The organism is Shewanella decolorationis S12 (assembly GCF_000485795.1).
Lineage (GTDB): Bacteria > Pseudomonadota > Gammaproteobacteria > Enterobacterales > Shewanellaceae > Shewanella > Shewanella decolorationis.
Map to the genome: position 1 here is coordinate 23,256 of NZ_AXZL01000061.1, position 15,178 is coordinate 38,433.

A 15,178-nucleotide genomic window follows, 5' to 3' on the forward strand; every position below is an offset into this window, starting at 1 on the left:
TAATGAGCGAATGCATCAAATTGCTTAAAATAAGCATTTTATAACACACTGTAAGTTAAGGTTAAAAAGAGTTTTACTGAGATGGTTTCAGCGGTTTTTCTAGGGGCTTGAGGCATTTGTCTTAATGTTGCAAGATGTAGGGCGTACAAATATCTAGTCTATTTTTATGCTTGTTAATGCAAGTGTAGAAATCGGCAAATTTGGCATGAAATCTGATACTCCCCTCAATTGCAGCCACCTAGAGATGAAGGCATTATGGTGCTGTAGAGACTGCCGATGCGGTTTTTAAGGTGTAGCATTGGTCGAGAATAACAACAATAACCGAGCAGATGGTCGGTGACACAATTTCAGAATTGTTAAAGGCAATTCTGCTACCCGAGAAAGGAGAAAGCATGAAGCTATTTAATAAGATGACGACTTTGGCTTTAGTAACCGCGGGCGCCCTCGCAAGCGTTGCAGCCCAAGCTGAAGAAGTAGTGCGCGTATATAACTGGTCTGATTATATCGCGGAAGATACCTTAGAAAACTTCAAGAAAGAAACGGGCATTCGGGTGATTTACGATGTGTTTGATAGTAACGAAGTGCTGGAAGCCAAGTTACTGTCTGGCCGCAGCGGTTACGACATCGTGGTTCCATCTAACCATTTCCTTGCTAAACAAATTAAGGCTGGCGCATTTAAGCCGCTTGATCGCTCTAAACTCACTAACTTTAAAAACCTCAACGCTGATCTAATGAAACAGTTAGAGAAGGCTGATCCGGGTAACCAATATGCCGTGCCTTATCTATGGGGGACCAATGGTATCGGTTATAACATCGATAAAGTGAAAGCCGCAGTAGGTGAAGATGCACCGTTTGATTCTATGGAGCTGATCTTTAACCCAAAATATGCTGAAAAAATCTCTAAGTGTGGCTTTGCTATGCTGGATTCGGCAGATGATATGGTGCCACAGGCGATGATCTACTTAGGTCTTAACCCTAACAGCACGAAAGCCGAAGACTATGAAAAAGCCGGTGAATTACTCGAAAAAATCCGTCCTTACGTGACTTATTTCCACTCATCACGCTATATCTCTGATCTTGCGAACGGCGATATCTGTGTGGCATATGGTTTCTCTGGTGACGTATTCCAAGCTGCGGCCCGTGCCGATGAAGCGGGTAACGGTAACAAGATTGGTTACTCCATCCCGAAAGAGGGCGCGAACCTGTGGTTCGATATGTTAGCTATCCCTGCGGATGCGGCTAACGTGGAAAATGCTCACAAACTTATCAACTACTTACTTCGCCCTGAAGTGATTGCGCCTATCTCTAACTATGTGGCTTATGCTAACCCTAACGACCCAGCACAGCCTTTAGTTGATGAAGCGATTCGCAATGACCCTGCGATTTATCCACCAAAAGAAGTGCTAGATAAATTGTATATTGGCGAAATCCGTCCATTGAAAATCCAACGCGTATTAACCCGCGTCTGGACCAAAGTGAAGTCTGGCCAATAATCGAGGTGGGGCAAGCTTTGCTTGCCCCATTTGATAGTACAAACAACTGGCTATACGCCGTTAAAAATAAGCCGACAGATTTAACCTCTATTCATTAATTCATTGTGTAAATCCTAAGTTTTGAAGGCACTCCTGTCTCAACACTCGGGTGGAGAAGTACTATGGCAAGCACTCTGGGCGTCACCAATAAACCCACTACAAAGACGCAAGAAAAAGTCCTGCTTAAGATTGAGCGGGTCAGTAAATTATTCGACGATGTACGCGCGGTTGACGACGTATCATTGACTATTAATAAGGGTGAGATTTTTGCTTTGCTTGGGGGCTCTGGCTCGGGTAAATCAACCTTGCTACGTATGCTCGCAGGATTTGAAAGACCCACTACCGGTAGGATTTATCTGGATGGCGAAGATATTACCGATCTTCCTCCCTACGAACGTCCTATCAATATGATGTTCCAATCCTATGCGCTCTTCCCCCATATGACGGTCGCACAAAATATCGCCTTCGGTTTAAAGCAAGATAAATTGCCTAAAGCGGAAATTGAGCAAAGGGTGCAAGAAATGCTCAAGCTGGTGCATATGGAGCAATATGGTAAACGTAAACCACATCAGCTTTCCGGTGGGCAGCGCCAACGGGTGGCGTTAGCTCGCTCCCTCGCGAAACGTCCTAAATTATTACTGCTCGATGAGCCGATGGGCGCGCTAGATAAAAAGCTGCGCACTCAAATGCAGTTAGAAGTAGTTGAAATTCTTGAGCGTGTTGGCGTGACCTGTGTAATGGTGACCCATGATCAGGAAGAAGCTATGACCATGGCGGGCCGAATTTCGATTATGAGTGACGGTTGGATTGCCCAAACCGGCTCACCTATGGACATTTACGAGAGTCCCAACAGCCGCATGATTGCCGAATTTATCGGTTCAGTGAATCTCTTTGGCGGCGAGATTGAAGTGGACGAAGTCGACCACCTTATCATTAAACCCAATGATTTAGCTCAGTCTTTCTATGTGGGTTACGGGGTAACGACCAGTGCTGAAGAAAAGCATGTGTGGTTAGCGGTACGTCCCGAAAAAACCATTATCAGCCGTGAGCAACCTGAGGGCGAGTACAACTGGGCCAAGGGCATAGTGCATGACATCGCCTACTTAGGTGGCATTTCTGTGTATTACATTCGCCTCGAAAACGGCCAAATAGTGCAATGCAGTATGACCAACCGTGAACGCCGTGCCGACCATGCGACATGGGATGATGAAGTGTTCATCAGCTGGGAGGACACCAGTGGCGTGGTGTTAAGATCATGAAGATAAAGTCAAAACTAAAATGGCTTAAGGGACGTTTCTGGACGATTAGCTTCCCCTACGCTTGGTTGTTGTTGTTCTTCGCCTTGCCCTTTGCCATTGTTCTTAAGATCAGTTTTTCGACGGCGGCGATTTCGATTCCACCCTATGAGGCGACCTTCCAATATGCGGATGATGTATTAAACATCTTCCTGCATTTAGGTAACTATTTGATGTTGCTAGATGATTCGCTGTATTACACCGCGTATCTCAGCTCATTAAAAATGGCGCTCATTTCGACCATTGGCTGTTTGATCATTGGTTATCCCATGGCCTATGCCATTGCCCGTGCGCCAGCAAGGTTGCAAACCGTGCTGCTGCTATTGGTGATGCTACCTTCTTGGACCTCGTTCTTAATCCGCGTTTATGCCTGGATGGGGATCTTGAGCAATACGGGGATTATCAATAACACATTGATGTGGTTAGGAATCATTTCTGAACCATTGCAAATCCTTAACACCAATATCGCCGTCTATATCGGGATTATCTATGCCTATTTGCCCTTTATGATTTTGCCGCTGTACGCGACCTTAGTGAAGTTAGATATGAGCTTGATTGAGGCCGCATCTGACTTAGGGTCGAGCCGTTTAAATACCTTCTGGAAAATCACTTTCCCATTATCGAAGAGCGGAGTGATTGCAGGTTCTATGTTGGTATTTATTCCGGCGGTAGGGGAGTTTGTGATCCCTGAGCTGCTTGGCGGCCCAGATTCTCTGATGATAGGTAAAGTACTGTGGCAGGAATTCTTCAATAACCGTGACTGGCCAGTGGCCTCATCACTGGCGATTGTGATGCTGGCACTCTTGATTATTCCTATTACCTTATTCCATCGCTATCAGGCACGTAGTTTGGAGAAAGACCTATGAAAAAGCTGAGTTTTTCTTCGGTGATGCTGTGGTTCGGCTTGTTCTTCTTGTACGCGCCTATGCTGATCCTAGTAATTTATTCGTTTAACGAATCTAAGTTAGTAACTGTGTGGGGCGGGTTTTCACCTAAATGGTACGGCGAGTTATTTGCCGATCAGCAGATTCTCGATGCGGTTTGGACCAGCCTTCGGATTGCCTTTTACAGCTCAACCATGGCGGTGATTATCGGCACTATGGCCGCCTTTGTGATGACGCGGTTTAAGCGCTCCTGGGCCAAGCTCACTTTGTCGAACATGATCACTGCGCCTTTGGTTATGCCAGAGGTGATCACGGGGCTGTCCTTGCTGCTGCTGTTTGTGCATATGGCGGATCTCTTAGGTTGGCCGAAAGAGCGTGGCATGGTGACAGTTTGGATTGCCCACTCGACCTTCTGCGCGGCCTATGTGGCTGTGGTAGTGTCGTCAAGATTGCGTGAGTTAGACATGTCAATCGAAGAGGCGGCAATGGATTTAGGCGCAACGCCGCTTAAGACCTTCTTCCTGATCACTGTGCCCATGATTTCACCGGCATTAGTGGCGGGTTGGTTGTTATCCTTTAGTCTGTCACTCGATGACTTAGTGATCGCAAGCTTTGCCTCAGGCCCAGGTGCAACTACCTTACCTATGGTGGTGTTCTCCTCGGTGCGCTTGGGTGTATCGCCTAAGATCAACGCCTTGGCAACACTTATCATTCTATGTGTGTCGTTAATCGCCTTCCTGTCTTGGTACATGGCAAGACGCGCCGAAAAACGTGAGCGTATGCCGCTGAACTAATACGCTAGGATGCAGTTATTAGTGGTAAGCACCTAGTCAAAAGTGCTTAGCGACAAAAGGATGGCCTGATTGCCAAGGCCATCCTTCTCTCTGCCCTCCAAGTCTTCTTATTTGTACCTCCACATTCAATTTCAAATCTGTTTAAGGCATGAAGGATATTTTGTTTGAAATATCAAACATTGTGTAAATTATTGTGCTTTTATGGCTAGTGTTTCCCGATATGAAGGTGTAGGATGTGATAGTTGTTTAAAATAATGAACATAAAAATCAAGGGAACATCATGTCTGCCATACCTCACACTGGATCATATTATGCGGCATCTGCCAACGATAAGGTTGAGCGCGCGCGTTTACAGGAATCGATTGAAGCCGATGTTTGTGTGATTGGCGCTGGATACACAGGCCTTTCTGCCGCACTGCATTTACTCGAATCTGGCTTTAGTGTGGTGGTGCTCGAAGCGGCGCGGATTGGCTGGGGAGCATCGGGGCGTAATGGCGGACAGATCGTCAACAGCTATAGCCGTGACATTGATACCATTGAAAAAACCGTCGGCAAAGAACAAGCCAAGCTTTTCGGTCAAATGGCCTTCGAGGGCGGACGCATCATCCGTGAACGTATCGCTAAGTACAATATTGACTGCGATCTAAAGGATGGCGGCGTATTTGCGGCGATGAACGAAAAGCAAATGGGTCATTTACGCCATCAAAAGCAGTTATGGGAAAGCCATGGTCACGTGGGCAAACTTGAGCTGCTCGATGCAAACAGCATTCGTTCTGTGGTAAATACTGAGCGCTATGTCGGCGGTATGTTGGATAAGAGCGGCGGCCATATTCACCCGCTGAATTTAGCCTTGGGTGAAGCCCGCGCGGTAGAATCCCTCGGTGGAAAAATTTTTGAAGACTCAGCGGTTTTGCAGGTCGACGAAGGCGATAGCCCTGTGGTACACACCGCTAAGGGCAGCGTAAAAGCTAAGTTTGTGGTGGTGGCGGGTAACGCTTACCTCGGTAAACTCATGCCTGAATTGCAAGCCAAGTCTATGCCCTGCGGTACCCAAGTGATCACCACTGAACCCTTAGACGAAGAGCTGGCAGCAAGCCTGTTACCTCAAGACTACTGCGTCGAAGATTGTAACTATCTGCTCGATTATTTTAGGCTGTCTGGCGATAAGCGCCTGATCTACGGCGGTGGTGTAGTGTATGGTGCCCGCGATCCCGCGGATATCGAATCTCTGATTATCCCGAATATGCTCAAAACCTTCCCGCAGTTAAAAGGGGTTAAGGTTGATTACGCCTGGACGGGTAACTTTTTATTGACCTTATCGCGTTTACCACAGGTCGGCCGTATTGGTAAAAATATCTATTATTCACAGGGTTGTAGTGGCCATGGCGTCACTTATACCCACTTGGCAGGCAAGTTAATCGCCGAAATGCTCAATGGTCAGGCTACGCGTTTCGATGCTTTTGCGGCGCTGCCCCATTATCCCTTCCCTGGCGGTCACGCCTTACGTGTGCCTTTTAGTGCGCTGGGGGCATGGTATTACAGTCTAAGAGATAAATTAGGTATCTAATTTATTTAATTTTTTATACGAGGTAAGGCATTACCTCGCAGCGAGAGGAATTTCCTGTGTTGTTAAAAGACCCGAGTCTGCTGCGTCAGCAATGTTATATCAATGGTAAGTGGTGCGATGCACAGTCAAAAGAAACCGTCGCTATCGCCAATCCTGCGACGGGCGCGGTGATCGCCAGTGTCCCTGTGATGGGGCAAGCCGAAACTCAAGCGGCGATTGCGGCAGCCGAAGAGGCATTGCCCGCATGGCGAGCACTTACTGCAAAAGAGCGTGGTGCCAAGCTGCGTCGCTGGTTTGAATTACTCAATGAAAACAGTGATGACTTAGCGTTAATGATGACCACTGAGCAGGGCAAACCCCTTGCCGAAGCTAAGGGTGAAGTCACCTACGCCGCCTCCTTTATCGAATGGTTCGCCGAAGAAGCAAAACGCGTCTATGGCGATACGATTCCTGGGCATCAGGGCGATAAACGTATCATGGTGATCAAGCAGCCCGTGGGCGTGACTGCGGCCATTACTCCCTGGAACTTCCCTGCGGCGATGATCACTCGTAAAGCCGCGCCAGCACTGGCTGCCGGTTGTACTATGGTGGTGAAACCTGCCCCGCAAACGCCTTTTACCGCATTAGCCTTGGCCGTGCTTGCCGAGCGCGCTGGGATCCCCGCTGGGGTATTCAGCGTGATCACTGGCGATGCCATCGGCATTGGTAATGAGATGTGTAGCAATCCAGTCGTGCGTAAGTTGTCTTTCACCGGCTCGACCCAAGTGGGCATTAAGTTGATGGAACAATGCGCGCCGACACTGAAGAAATTATCTTTAGAATTAGGCGGTAACGCGCCATTTATCGTATTCGACGATGCCAATATTGATGCGGCGGTCGAAGGCGCCATGATCGCTAAGTATCGCAATGCGGGGCAAACCTGTGTCTGCGCTAACCGCATTTATGTTCAGGCGGGCGTCTATGACGAATTTGCCCGCAAGCTCAGTATTGCCGTGGGTAAATTAAAGGTGGGTGAGGGCATTGGTGAGGGCGTAACTACTGGACCGCTTATCAATCGCGCGGCGGTCGAAAAAGTCCAGAGCCATCTCGAGGATGCGCTCAGTAAAGGGGCGACTGTGGTTGCGGGCGGTAAGCCCCATAGCTTAGGTGGCAACTTCTTCGAACCCACGGTACTGACACATGTTGATAGCAGTATGCGTGTCGCCCGTGAAGAAACCTTTGGCCCACTGGCGCCGCTGTTTAAGTTTACCGATGTGGACGATGTGATTAAACAAGCCAATGATACCGAGTTTGGCTTAGCGGCTTATTTTTATGGCCGTGATATTTCACTCGTATGGAAAGTGGCCGAGGCATTGGAATACGGCATGGTGGGCGTCAACACTGGGTTGATTTCCACCGAAGTCGCGCCGTTTGGCGGAATGAAATCCTCAGGGCTCGGCCGTGAAGGCTCTAAGTACGGCATCGAAGAATATTTAGAAATCAAATATATCTGTATGTCTGTTTAAGCATCAGTTTGGAATAGACCGCCAGTGGTAGCCCTTTGGGCATAGGCATTGTTATCGACATTTTGTATAGCCAAGTTAGGCATGCGAGCAAGGAATACTAAATGAGCACAACCAATGATTCATTGATGGCACGTCGCCAAGCCGCCGTCGCAGGCGGTGTTGGTCAAATTCATCCTGTTTTTACCGCTCGCGCCGAAAACGCGACCGTGTGGGATGTTGAAGGTCGAGAGTTTATTGACTTTGCGGGTGGTATTGCAGTGCTTAACACTGGGCATTTACATCCTAAGGTTAAGGCAGCCGTTGCGGCGCAGCTTGAGGACTTCTCCCACACCTGTTTTATGGTGCTTGGCTATGAAAGTTATATTCAAGTCTGTGAAAAACTGAATCAGTTAGTGCCGGGTGATTTTGCTAAGAAAACGGCCTTATTCACCAGCGGCTCAGAAGCCGTTGAAAACGCGGTTAAAGTTGCTCGTGCATACACTAAGCGGGCGGGTGTGATTGCCTTTACCTCGGGTTACCATGGTCGCACTATGGCGGCGCTCGCATTAACGGGAAAGGTCGCGCCTTACAGTAAAGGCATGGGATTAATGTCGGCCAATGTGTTCCGCGCCGAGTTTCCCTGTGCGCTGCACGGCGTATCCGATGATGATGCGATGGCCTCTATCGAACGCATCTTTAAAAATGATGCCGAGCCGAGCGATATCGCGGCCATCATCCTCGAGCCTGTGCAGGGTGAGGGCGGATTCTATGCCGCATCGCCAGCCTTTATGCAACGTTTACGTGCGCTTTGCGACCGTGAAGGCATTATGCTGATCGCCGATGAAGTGCAAACGGGTGCGGGTCGCACTGGAACCTTCTTCGCGATGGAGCAAATGGGCGTGAGCGCCGATATCACCACCTTTGCGAAATCTATTGCTGGTGGCTTCCCACTATCGGGTATTACGGGTAAAGCGGAAGTCATGGATGCCATCGGTCCCGGTGGCCTTGGCGGCACCTACGGTGGTAATCCGCTGGCCTGTGCGGCGGCGCTCGCCGTACTCGAAGTGTTTGAAGAGGAAAAGCTGCTTGAACGTGCCAATGCAATTGGCGAGCGGATTAAGTCGGCGCTAAATACTATGCAGGTTGAACATCCACAAATTGCTGATGTGCGTGGTCTAGGGGCGATGATCGCTATTGAATTGATGGAAGAGGGCAAACCCGCGCCTCAGTACTGTGCCCAAATTTTAGCTGAGGCAAGAAACCGAGGTTTGATCCTCCTCTCCTGCGGCACCTACGGTAACGTGCTGCGTATATTGGTGCCATTGACAGTACCAGACGAGCAGCTTGCTGCGGGGCTGGGCATTCTTAAGGCCAGTTTCGATGCCGTGTTAAAAGGTTAACAGAGATAAAAAATCCCGCTTAGGCGGGATTTTTTATGGCGTGGTTTAACGCTTAAGTGCCTTTAATTTCCATTAGGATTTGCAGTGCACGTTCGCGTTTTTGCTGATCATACAAATCGTTAGTAAAGATAAATTCATCGACACCTAGCTCCTTCACTATCATCTCTAAGCGGTGCTTAATGGTGGTGGGGCCACCTGTGACGGATAAGCCTAAGAAGTTATCGACATAGGTTTTTTCCTGCTCGCTCCACAGGCCATCCATGCTGTCCACGGGCGGTTTTAACCAAAGCGGTTCACCACGGATCAGCGCAAGCACCCGTTGCTTGGAGGTGGTGCTTAAGTATTCGGCTTCGGCGTCTGTCTCGGCGGCGATAAGTGGCAGGCCAAGCATGACATAGGGCTTATCCAACACCTTAGATGGCTTAAAGTCGCGGCGGTAAATCTCTATCGCATCATAGAGGAACCTTGGCGCAAAATGCCCTGCAAAGACATAGGGTAAGCCGCGCTGGGCTGCAAGCTGGGCGCTAAAGAGGCTAGAGCCAAGTAGCCAAATCGGCACATGGGTGCCTTCGCCGGGAATCGCTCTTACGGGATGATGGCCATTGTAGTCGCCGAGTAAGGTTTGTAACTCGCTCACCTCGGCGGGAAATTGCTCCGCGCGACTCATATCGCGGTTAAGGGCGCGGCTGGTGATTTGATCGCTCCCAGGGGCGCGGCCAAGCCCTAAATCGATACGCCCCGGATAAAGACTCTCGAGCGTACCAAACTGCTCGGCAACCACTAAGGGCGCATGATTGGGCAGCATAATCCCACCCGCGCCGACGCGAATGCGTTTAGTATTCTCGGCAATATAGCCAATTAATACCGATGTCGCGGCGCTGGCGATACCGGGCATATTGTGGTGCTCGGCAAACCAGAATCGGTTAAAACCTAACTCATCGGCCACCTTAGCGTATTGTAGGCTGGCGCGCAGCGTGTCTCCGATGCTCGCGCCTTGGCGTACAGGGGCGAGCTCTAAGAGTGAAAAGGGAGTATCCGCTAGGGGAGATTTAGTCACAGCCTGCGATGGGGCGGCAGATGTCGAAGTCGATGATGTAGCCATAAATTAAGCGCCTCTTTGCGTGAGTCAGCTCTGTGGCAGCTGCTTTATCCTGTCTCCCTCGGATGAATGTGGTGGACGCTAAAGCGATTGCTCAGTCAGTGCTGATGGAGTCTTACCCTAGGATATGGTGTCGTATCAATGATAAACAAGCTTAATGCTTGAACTTAACACCACCCTAAAATTGGAACCGAACATCTTAGTTTTGCAAACAGGGCGAAAGCCTTATCCCAAGCCGATGCATGAAAAATCACCACAGAAAGTTCAGATTGTTTGGTGCTGAGCTGTAACCTAAAGGTATAAAAAAACTGCCGCAAGCGCGGCTTGTCGGCAGTTTTTAGCGCTCACATGTATGTGAGTGGGAGGATTATTGCTCGGCTTTCACATCACGTAGTGAGGCCGCCGCGTTATCTTCAATGTTGTTATGGGCGTGATGACTTTCGGTCAAACGGCGCATCAGAGGTAATACGGCTAAGGCGATAAAAGTACAGACCACGGCCGCAATACCTAATTTATTGAATAGATTGGTATAAACGGGCAGCGTTTGCAGTGGGTCGACTAAGTCCTGTGGCACGCTAGCAAAGTTAGCTACAACGCCGCCCAAGTACTGGGAAATACCCGATGCCACGAAATACGCGCCCATCATAAAGCCGCCCATGCGAGCGGGGACATAGCGGGCGATCATGGCTAAACCAAGACCACTCACCAGCAGTTCGCCGAGTGAGTAAGAGGCGTAACCCCAAATCATCACCCAAGAAGAGGTTTTACCTTCAACGGCAAATTGGCCTGCAAAACCGTAGATAAAGAAGCCAATCGCGACAACCGCAAAACCTAAGGCGAACTTTGCGGCAATCGAAAAGTCCTTATTATTGCGGCCAGCCCATGAATAACTCCAAGCCAGAACTGGGCTTAACACCATGATCCAGATGGGGTTCAGTGCTTGGAACTGTGCAGGGGACCAAGTCCACAAATGGGTACCAAAGACTTGGAAATCCCAATCGACATTACGCAGCGCAAACAGGGCCAGTGAGGTCGACATTTGTTGATAGAAGATAAAGAAGAAAACGGTTTGCACAGTGAGGATTAGCGCTGCGATAAGGCCGGCACGCTCACTTGGCTCACTGGTACGAATTAAGTGGAAGAAAATCCCTAATACCGCCACACCCGCGGCATACACGAATACTCGGGCTACATCTTCATATTCAAGAATAATGGCTGAAGCAACAACGGAAAGCGCCGCTAATACCAACACGATAGCAAGATTCTTCTTGTTGACTGGGCGAGTATCTGGCTCAGAACCATAATTGGCGAGACTCTTGTGCATCAGGGCATAGTTACCTAAGCCGACGATTAAGCCCACACAGCACACGGCAAAGGCGGCATGCCAGCCAAATTCGTTACCGTATTGCGCGTTAACATAGTCCTTAATCCAAGGCGTTAACAGCATAGAGAAGGTTGAACCTACGTTTACCGCCATGTAGTAAATGGTAAAGGCGCTGTCGATTTTAGAATCGTCACCTTCGTAAATCTTACGGACTAAGTTACCAGCATTGGGTTTAAATAGGCCGTTACCGACCACAATTACCCCAAGGGCGGAGAACATAAACCAAGTGTTTTCGGTCGGCACTGTCATCAATGCATAACCTACCGACAAAATCCCTGCTCCGAGCAGCATAGTGCGTTTGGTGCCGAGAATTTTATCCCCAACCCAACCGCCGATGGCCGGCGACACGTAAATCAGCGCCGCACAGGCACTCCAAACTAAGTTTGCACGGGAGTCATCAAAGCCAAGACGCTGCACCATAAAGTACACGATCAGCGCCTGCATGCCGTAATAACCAAAACGTTCCCACAATTCGATAAGTGACACTGTCATAAACGAATGTGTCTTGCTTACCTGATTGGTACCAAGAGTCATAAAGCTTGCTTCCGTTATTGTTGTTTTGTGTTTAGGGACAAGAGTATAAGGTGATAGTCCGTTCAAACCAATGCCACAACGCCAAAGAATAGACTTTGTTACAAATGAAATGGGTGTTTTTAATCTGGAATTAATTTTTGTAAAAAAAGTGCGGCTCGCTAATCCTTACGGTTTGTGAGTTTGGTCATGTTTGCGTTCAGCGATTTGGGATAAATATCAAATTACCGCCTATTGGGATAAAGGTCGCAATTGGCCTGAATCTGTCAGTGAAAAGTTTTACTTATAGTTAACAATTCACTATCTTAAAGACTGGTAATCCCGACGCAGAGTGCTATTTTTTAAATTAGTCAGCAAAAATAAAAATGAACTAGATCAAAATTATTAGGCTCTTGACCTTCTATTTGGAGTTTACTCGATGAAGCATTTGTCCATCAGTACTAAGTTGTTGTGGATCACTTCCGCCTTATTTCTATCCATTGTCGCGATTCTTTCCATCAGCCTATGGTGGACCCTTTCGGAGCAAAATGCTGAACTTTCCCATCAGGTGCAGGAAACATTACAAACCGAGACCCACGATAAGCTTGAAGCGCGGGCAGGTGAGTATGGTGAAATGGTGGCGGGATTTATCAATGAAGCCTATCGAATCCCATATTCTTTTGCCGGCATACTTGAAAGCACCGCTGAAGAATTACCACTCAAACGTGACCGTTTGGAGCTGGCGGTGGCGGCGGTATTAAAGAAAAACACGCAAGTTTCATCAATGTATGCTCAGTTTGACGCTAACGGTTACGATGGCTTAGATAGCGAATTTTTAAACGTGAATGTGAGCCACAGCGTTGCTTCCTCGGGGGCATTGGAAGTGTACTACACTCGCAACGATGACGGCACGGTTGAGCATAACCAAGTTGATGATTCTGCTGAAAAATATTTAACAACACTCAATGAATTTGGTATCCGAGATGCTGAGTGGTACCTGTGTGCCAAGGAAACGCTTAAACCCTGCTTGATGGAACCCTATCTCTACGAAATTACTCCCGGCAACACAGCGTTAATGACATCGTTGACGGTTCCTGTACTAAAGCATAAACAATTTATTGGTGTAGTTGGGGTGGATCTCAACTTGCCAGTATTCCAAGTGTTAATTGATAAACTGTCGAAAAGCCTTTACGACGGTCAAGCAAAAGTCACCTTGCTGAGCACTCGAGGTTTAGTGGTTGCTGCGAGTCATTACAGTAAAAAAGCCCGCCCGTTGGCAGAATCTATTGATCCTAAGCTCGCCTCACAGATAATCGGATTACACAAAAATGGCGGTTACATGGAGAACGATAATGAAATTATCGTAGCCTATCCCATCAATATTCCCTTAGCTAAAGCCGAGTGGTCGTTAGCAATACAAGTGCCTAAATCCATGGCGCTTAAGAGCTCTATTGAGCTGAATGACAAAATGGATGAAATGGCAACATCCCTTGGCAGCATCTTGTTGATTGTAGGATTAGCGGTTTCGATACTTGCCGTTGTAACCATTAGCATTGTGATCCGCAGTGTAATCGCTCCGCTTAAAGTGATCCAAGGACGCGTTGAGAATTTAGCAAGTGCTGATGGCGACTTAACTCAATCCATAGAAGTGGACGCACATGCTGAGCTTATTGCGTTAGGTAAAGGCTTTAACTCCTTTATCCATAAACTAAAAGATTTAATCTCAGAGTTGAAAGCGCTTGCTGGTCAAACGCAGGAAGAAAGTCTCTCTTCTGCGCAAATTGCGGAATTAACCCGCGACAGCGTCCATCGTCAGTACGGCGAAATTGAAAGTGTAGTCACTGCCGTTAATGAGATGAGTGCAACAGCGTTGGAAGTGGCAAAAGCTTCTGAGCAAACGGCATCAGAAACCGAAGCCATGTCGCGTAATATTCGCTTGAGTGAAGAGAGTCTAACGAAAGCGATGGACTATGTGACCACCATGTCGCAGGAGTCAATGCAAGCGAAAGTGGCGGTGAGCAAAGTGGCTGAAAGTAGCACGAATATCAGCCGTATTCTCGAGGTGATTAGCTCGATTGCCGCGCAAACAAACTTACTTGCCCTAAACGCTGCGATTGAGGCTGCTCGTGCCGGTGAGCAAGGTCGGGGGTTTGCCGTGGTAGCGGATGAGGTGAGGGCACTCGCCTCTAAAACCCAAAGTTCAACGGATGATATTAGCGTGTTAATTGATGCGCTCCAAAAAGAAGTACACAGCGCCTCAGGCATTATTGATAAAGGTGCTGAACGTGCACAAATGGCGGTATCACAAACGGAACAAGCACTGACATCACTTAACTCTATGGTGAGTCAAATTGAAGAGATCTCGGCGCAAGTGACCCATATCGCCGCTGCGGCAGAGGAACAAAGTGCCGTGACAGAAGAAGTTAATCGGAATATTACGGGTATTTCCGACTCAGCATCTGAACTTGCACGTCTTGCTGGTGAAGCACAGCAAAGTAGCGCTGTTCTTGCAGACCTTGTTAAGCAACAACATCAGCAATTAGGTAAGCTAAAAACCTAATAACCAACAGTCGATTGTTAAAGAATGTAATAGGCGCCGATTAAATGTCGGCGCCTATTTTAATGTCAATTTCATTCCACTAAATCAATCTCTTTAACCCTATAGTCATTAACTCACTATGTTAATTACAAAGAATTCCGTTGCGGTATAGATGAAGGGCAAGCTAGCTAGATTTTTTGGGTTATACAGCAAAATTGTGGGAATAAGCTGGCGTATTAATGTCTGCTGGGGGGATTGCCTATCCATCGACAGTATCGAAGACCATCAATCGACATAGTGAATTCCGTTAAATGAAAAAGGCGTAGCGGTGATTAACCTGCTACGCCTTATCGGAATTTGGTGGCCCCTCACGGACTTGAACCGTGGACCTAACGATTATGAGTCGTGTGCTCTAACCAACTGAGCTAAGGGGCCGACTAAAGGCAATCGTCATTACCTAAAGCGAGTGGCAGTATACTAAGCTTGTTTGCGCTTGTCACCCGTGTTTTTTGATGAAATTCACCGAATTGATTCAAGTGGTTATCTGTTAATCAACTGTGGTTTTTTCTTCTGGGCTTCATATCGTCTGAATGGGAAAGAAATTTTTAACCATTTGATTTTGAAAGAGAGCTTGGCAATAGTTATTCAGGGGATATTTTAGGAAATGTTAATGGGGGCAATAAAAAGCCC

10 protein-coding genes and 1 tRNA gene are annotated in these 15,178 nt (G+C 47.9%); 8 read left to right on the forward strand and 3 right to left on the reverse strand.

The annotated features are described in order from the left end of the window. Positions 1-392: 392 nt before the first annotated feature. The 7 genes from SHD_RS08505 to gabT all read left to right on the forward strand — a co-directional run bounded on the left by SHD_RS08505 (position 393) and on the right by gabT (position 8,956). Positions 393-1,493: a polyamine ABC transporter substrate-binding protein gene (locus SHD_RS08505; protein ID WP_039977920.1), complete on the forward strand. Its 1,101-nt coding sequence runs from the start codon at positions 393-395 to the stop codon at positions 1,491-1,493. A 161-nt stretch (positions 1,494-1,654) separates the two neighbouring features. Then, entirely contained in the window at positions 1,655-2,791 is a 1,137-nt protein-coding gene (gene potA / locus SHD_RS08510) for a polyamine ABC transporter ATP-binding protein (RefSeq protein WP_023266734.1), read from the forward strand. Continuing rightward, positions 2,788-3,693, forward strand: a complete 906-nt coding sequence (locus SHD_RS08515) for an ABC transporter permease subunit (protein WP_023266735.1) — start codon at positions 2,788-2,790, stop codon at positions 3,691-3,693. Before potA ends, SHD_RS08515 begins: the two co-directional genes overlap by 4 nt. Next, a complete protein-coding gene (locus tag SHD_RS08520) occupies positions 3,690-4,505 on the forward strand; it encodes an ABC transporter permease subunit (protein ID WP_011623664.1) in 816 nt (271 codons plus the stop codon). Before SHD_RS08515 ends, SHD_RS08520 begins: the two co-directional genes overlap by 4 nt. 280 nt (positions 4,506-4,785) lie before the next feature. Next, positions 4,786-6,072 carry an NAD(P)/FAD-dependent oxidoreductase gene (locus SHD_RS08525; RefSeq protein ID WP_023266736.1) on the forward strand — a complete coding sequence of 429 codons (1,287 nt, stop codon included), beginning with the start codon at positions 4,786-4,788 and terminating at the stop codon, positions 6,070-6,072. Positions 6,073-6,128: 56 nt separating this feature from the next. After that, the gene (gene gabD / locus SHD_RS08530) at positions 6,129-7,577 is read left to right on the forward strand and encodes an NADP-dependent succinate-semialdehyde dehydrogenase (protein ID WP_023266737.1); all 1,449 of its coding nucleotides are present in this window, start codon (positions 6,129-6,131) and stop codon (positions 7,575-7,577) included. Positions 7,578-7,678: 101 nt separating this feature from the next. After that, positions 7,679-8,956: a 4-aminobutyrate--2-oxoglutarate transaminase gene (gabT, locus tag SHD_RS08535; protein WP_023266738.1), complete on the forward strand. Its 1,278-nt coding sequence runs from the start codon at positions 7,679-7,681 to the stop codon at positions 8,954-8,956. A 52-nt stretch (positions 8,957-9,008) separates the two neighbouring features. On the opposite strand, the gene SHD_RS08540 is transcribed toward gabT, so the two are convergent. Together SHD_RS08540 and SHD_RS08545 are read right to left on the reverse strand one after the other, a co-directional pair. Beyond that, the gene (locus SHD_RS08540) at positions 9,009-10,058 is read right to left on the reverse strand and encodes an LLM class flavin-dependent oxidoreductase (protein WP_023266739.1); all 1,050 of its coding nucleotides are present in this window, start codon (positions 10,056-10,058) and stop codon (positions 9,009-9,011) included. Positions 10,059-10,422: 364 nt separating this feature from the next. Beyond that, entirely contained in the window at positions 10,423-11,973 is a 1,551-nt protein-coding gene (locus SHD_RS08545) for a peptide MFS transporter (RefSeq protein WP_023266740.1), read from the reverse strand. A 415-nt stretch (positions 11,974-12,388) separates the two neighbouring features. On the opposite strand from SHD_RS08545, the gene SHD_RS08550 reads away from it, so the two are divergent. After that, positions 12,389-14,509 carry a methyl-accepting chemotaxis protein gene (locus tag SHD_RS08550; RefSeq protein WP_023266741.1) on the forward strand — a complete coding sequence of 707 codons (2,121 nt, stop codon included), beginning with the start codon at positions 12,389-12,391 and terminating at the stop codon, positions 14,507-14,509. Positions 14,510-14,846: 337 nt separating this feature from the next. Here the strand turns inward: SHD_RS08550 and SHD_RS08555 are convergent. Next, positions 14,847-14,923: transfer RNA gene (locus tag SHD_RS08555), tRNA-Ile, on the reverse strand. Between the last annotated feature and the right edge of the window lie 255 nt (positions 14,924-15,178).

Coding starts and splice junctions, on each gene's coding strand:
- SHD_RS08505 (WP_039977920.1), top strand. CDS start 393: ATGAAGCTATTTAATAAGATGACGACTTTGGCTTTAGTAACCGCGGGC.
- potA (WP_023266734.1), top strand. CDS start 1,655: ATGGCAAGCACTCTGGGCGTCACCAATAAACCCACTACAAAGACGCAA.
- SHD_RS08515 (WP_023266735.1), top strand. CDS start 2,788: ATGAAGATAAAGTCAAAACTAAAATGGCTTAAGGGACGTTTCTGGACG.
- SHD_RS08520 (WP_011623664.1), top strand. CDS start 3,690: ATGAAAAAGCTGAGTTTTTCTTCGGTGATGCTGTGGTTCGGCTTGTTC.
- SHD_RS08525 (WP_023266736.1), top strand. CDS start 4,786: ATGTCTGCCATACCTCACACTGGATCATATTATGCGGCATCTGCCAAC.
- gabT (WP_023266738.1), top strand. CDS start 7,679: ATGAGCACAACCAATGATTCATTGATGGCACGTCGCCAAGCCGCCGTC.
- SHD_RS08540 (WP_023266739.1), bottom strand. CDS start 10,058: ATGGCTACATCATCGACTTCGACATCTGCCGCCCCATCGCAGGCTGTG.
- SHD_RS08545 (WP_023266740.1), bottom strand. CDS start 11,973: ATGACTCTTGGTACCAATCAGGTAAGCAAGACACATTCGTTTATGACA.
- SHD_RS08550 (WP_023266741.1), top strand. CDS start 12,389: ATGAAGCATTTGTCCATCAGTACTAAGTTGTTGTGGATCACTTCCGCC.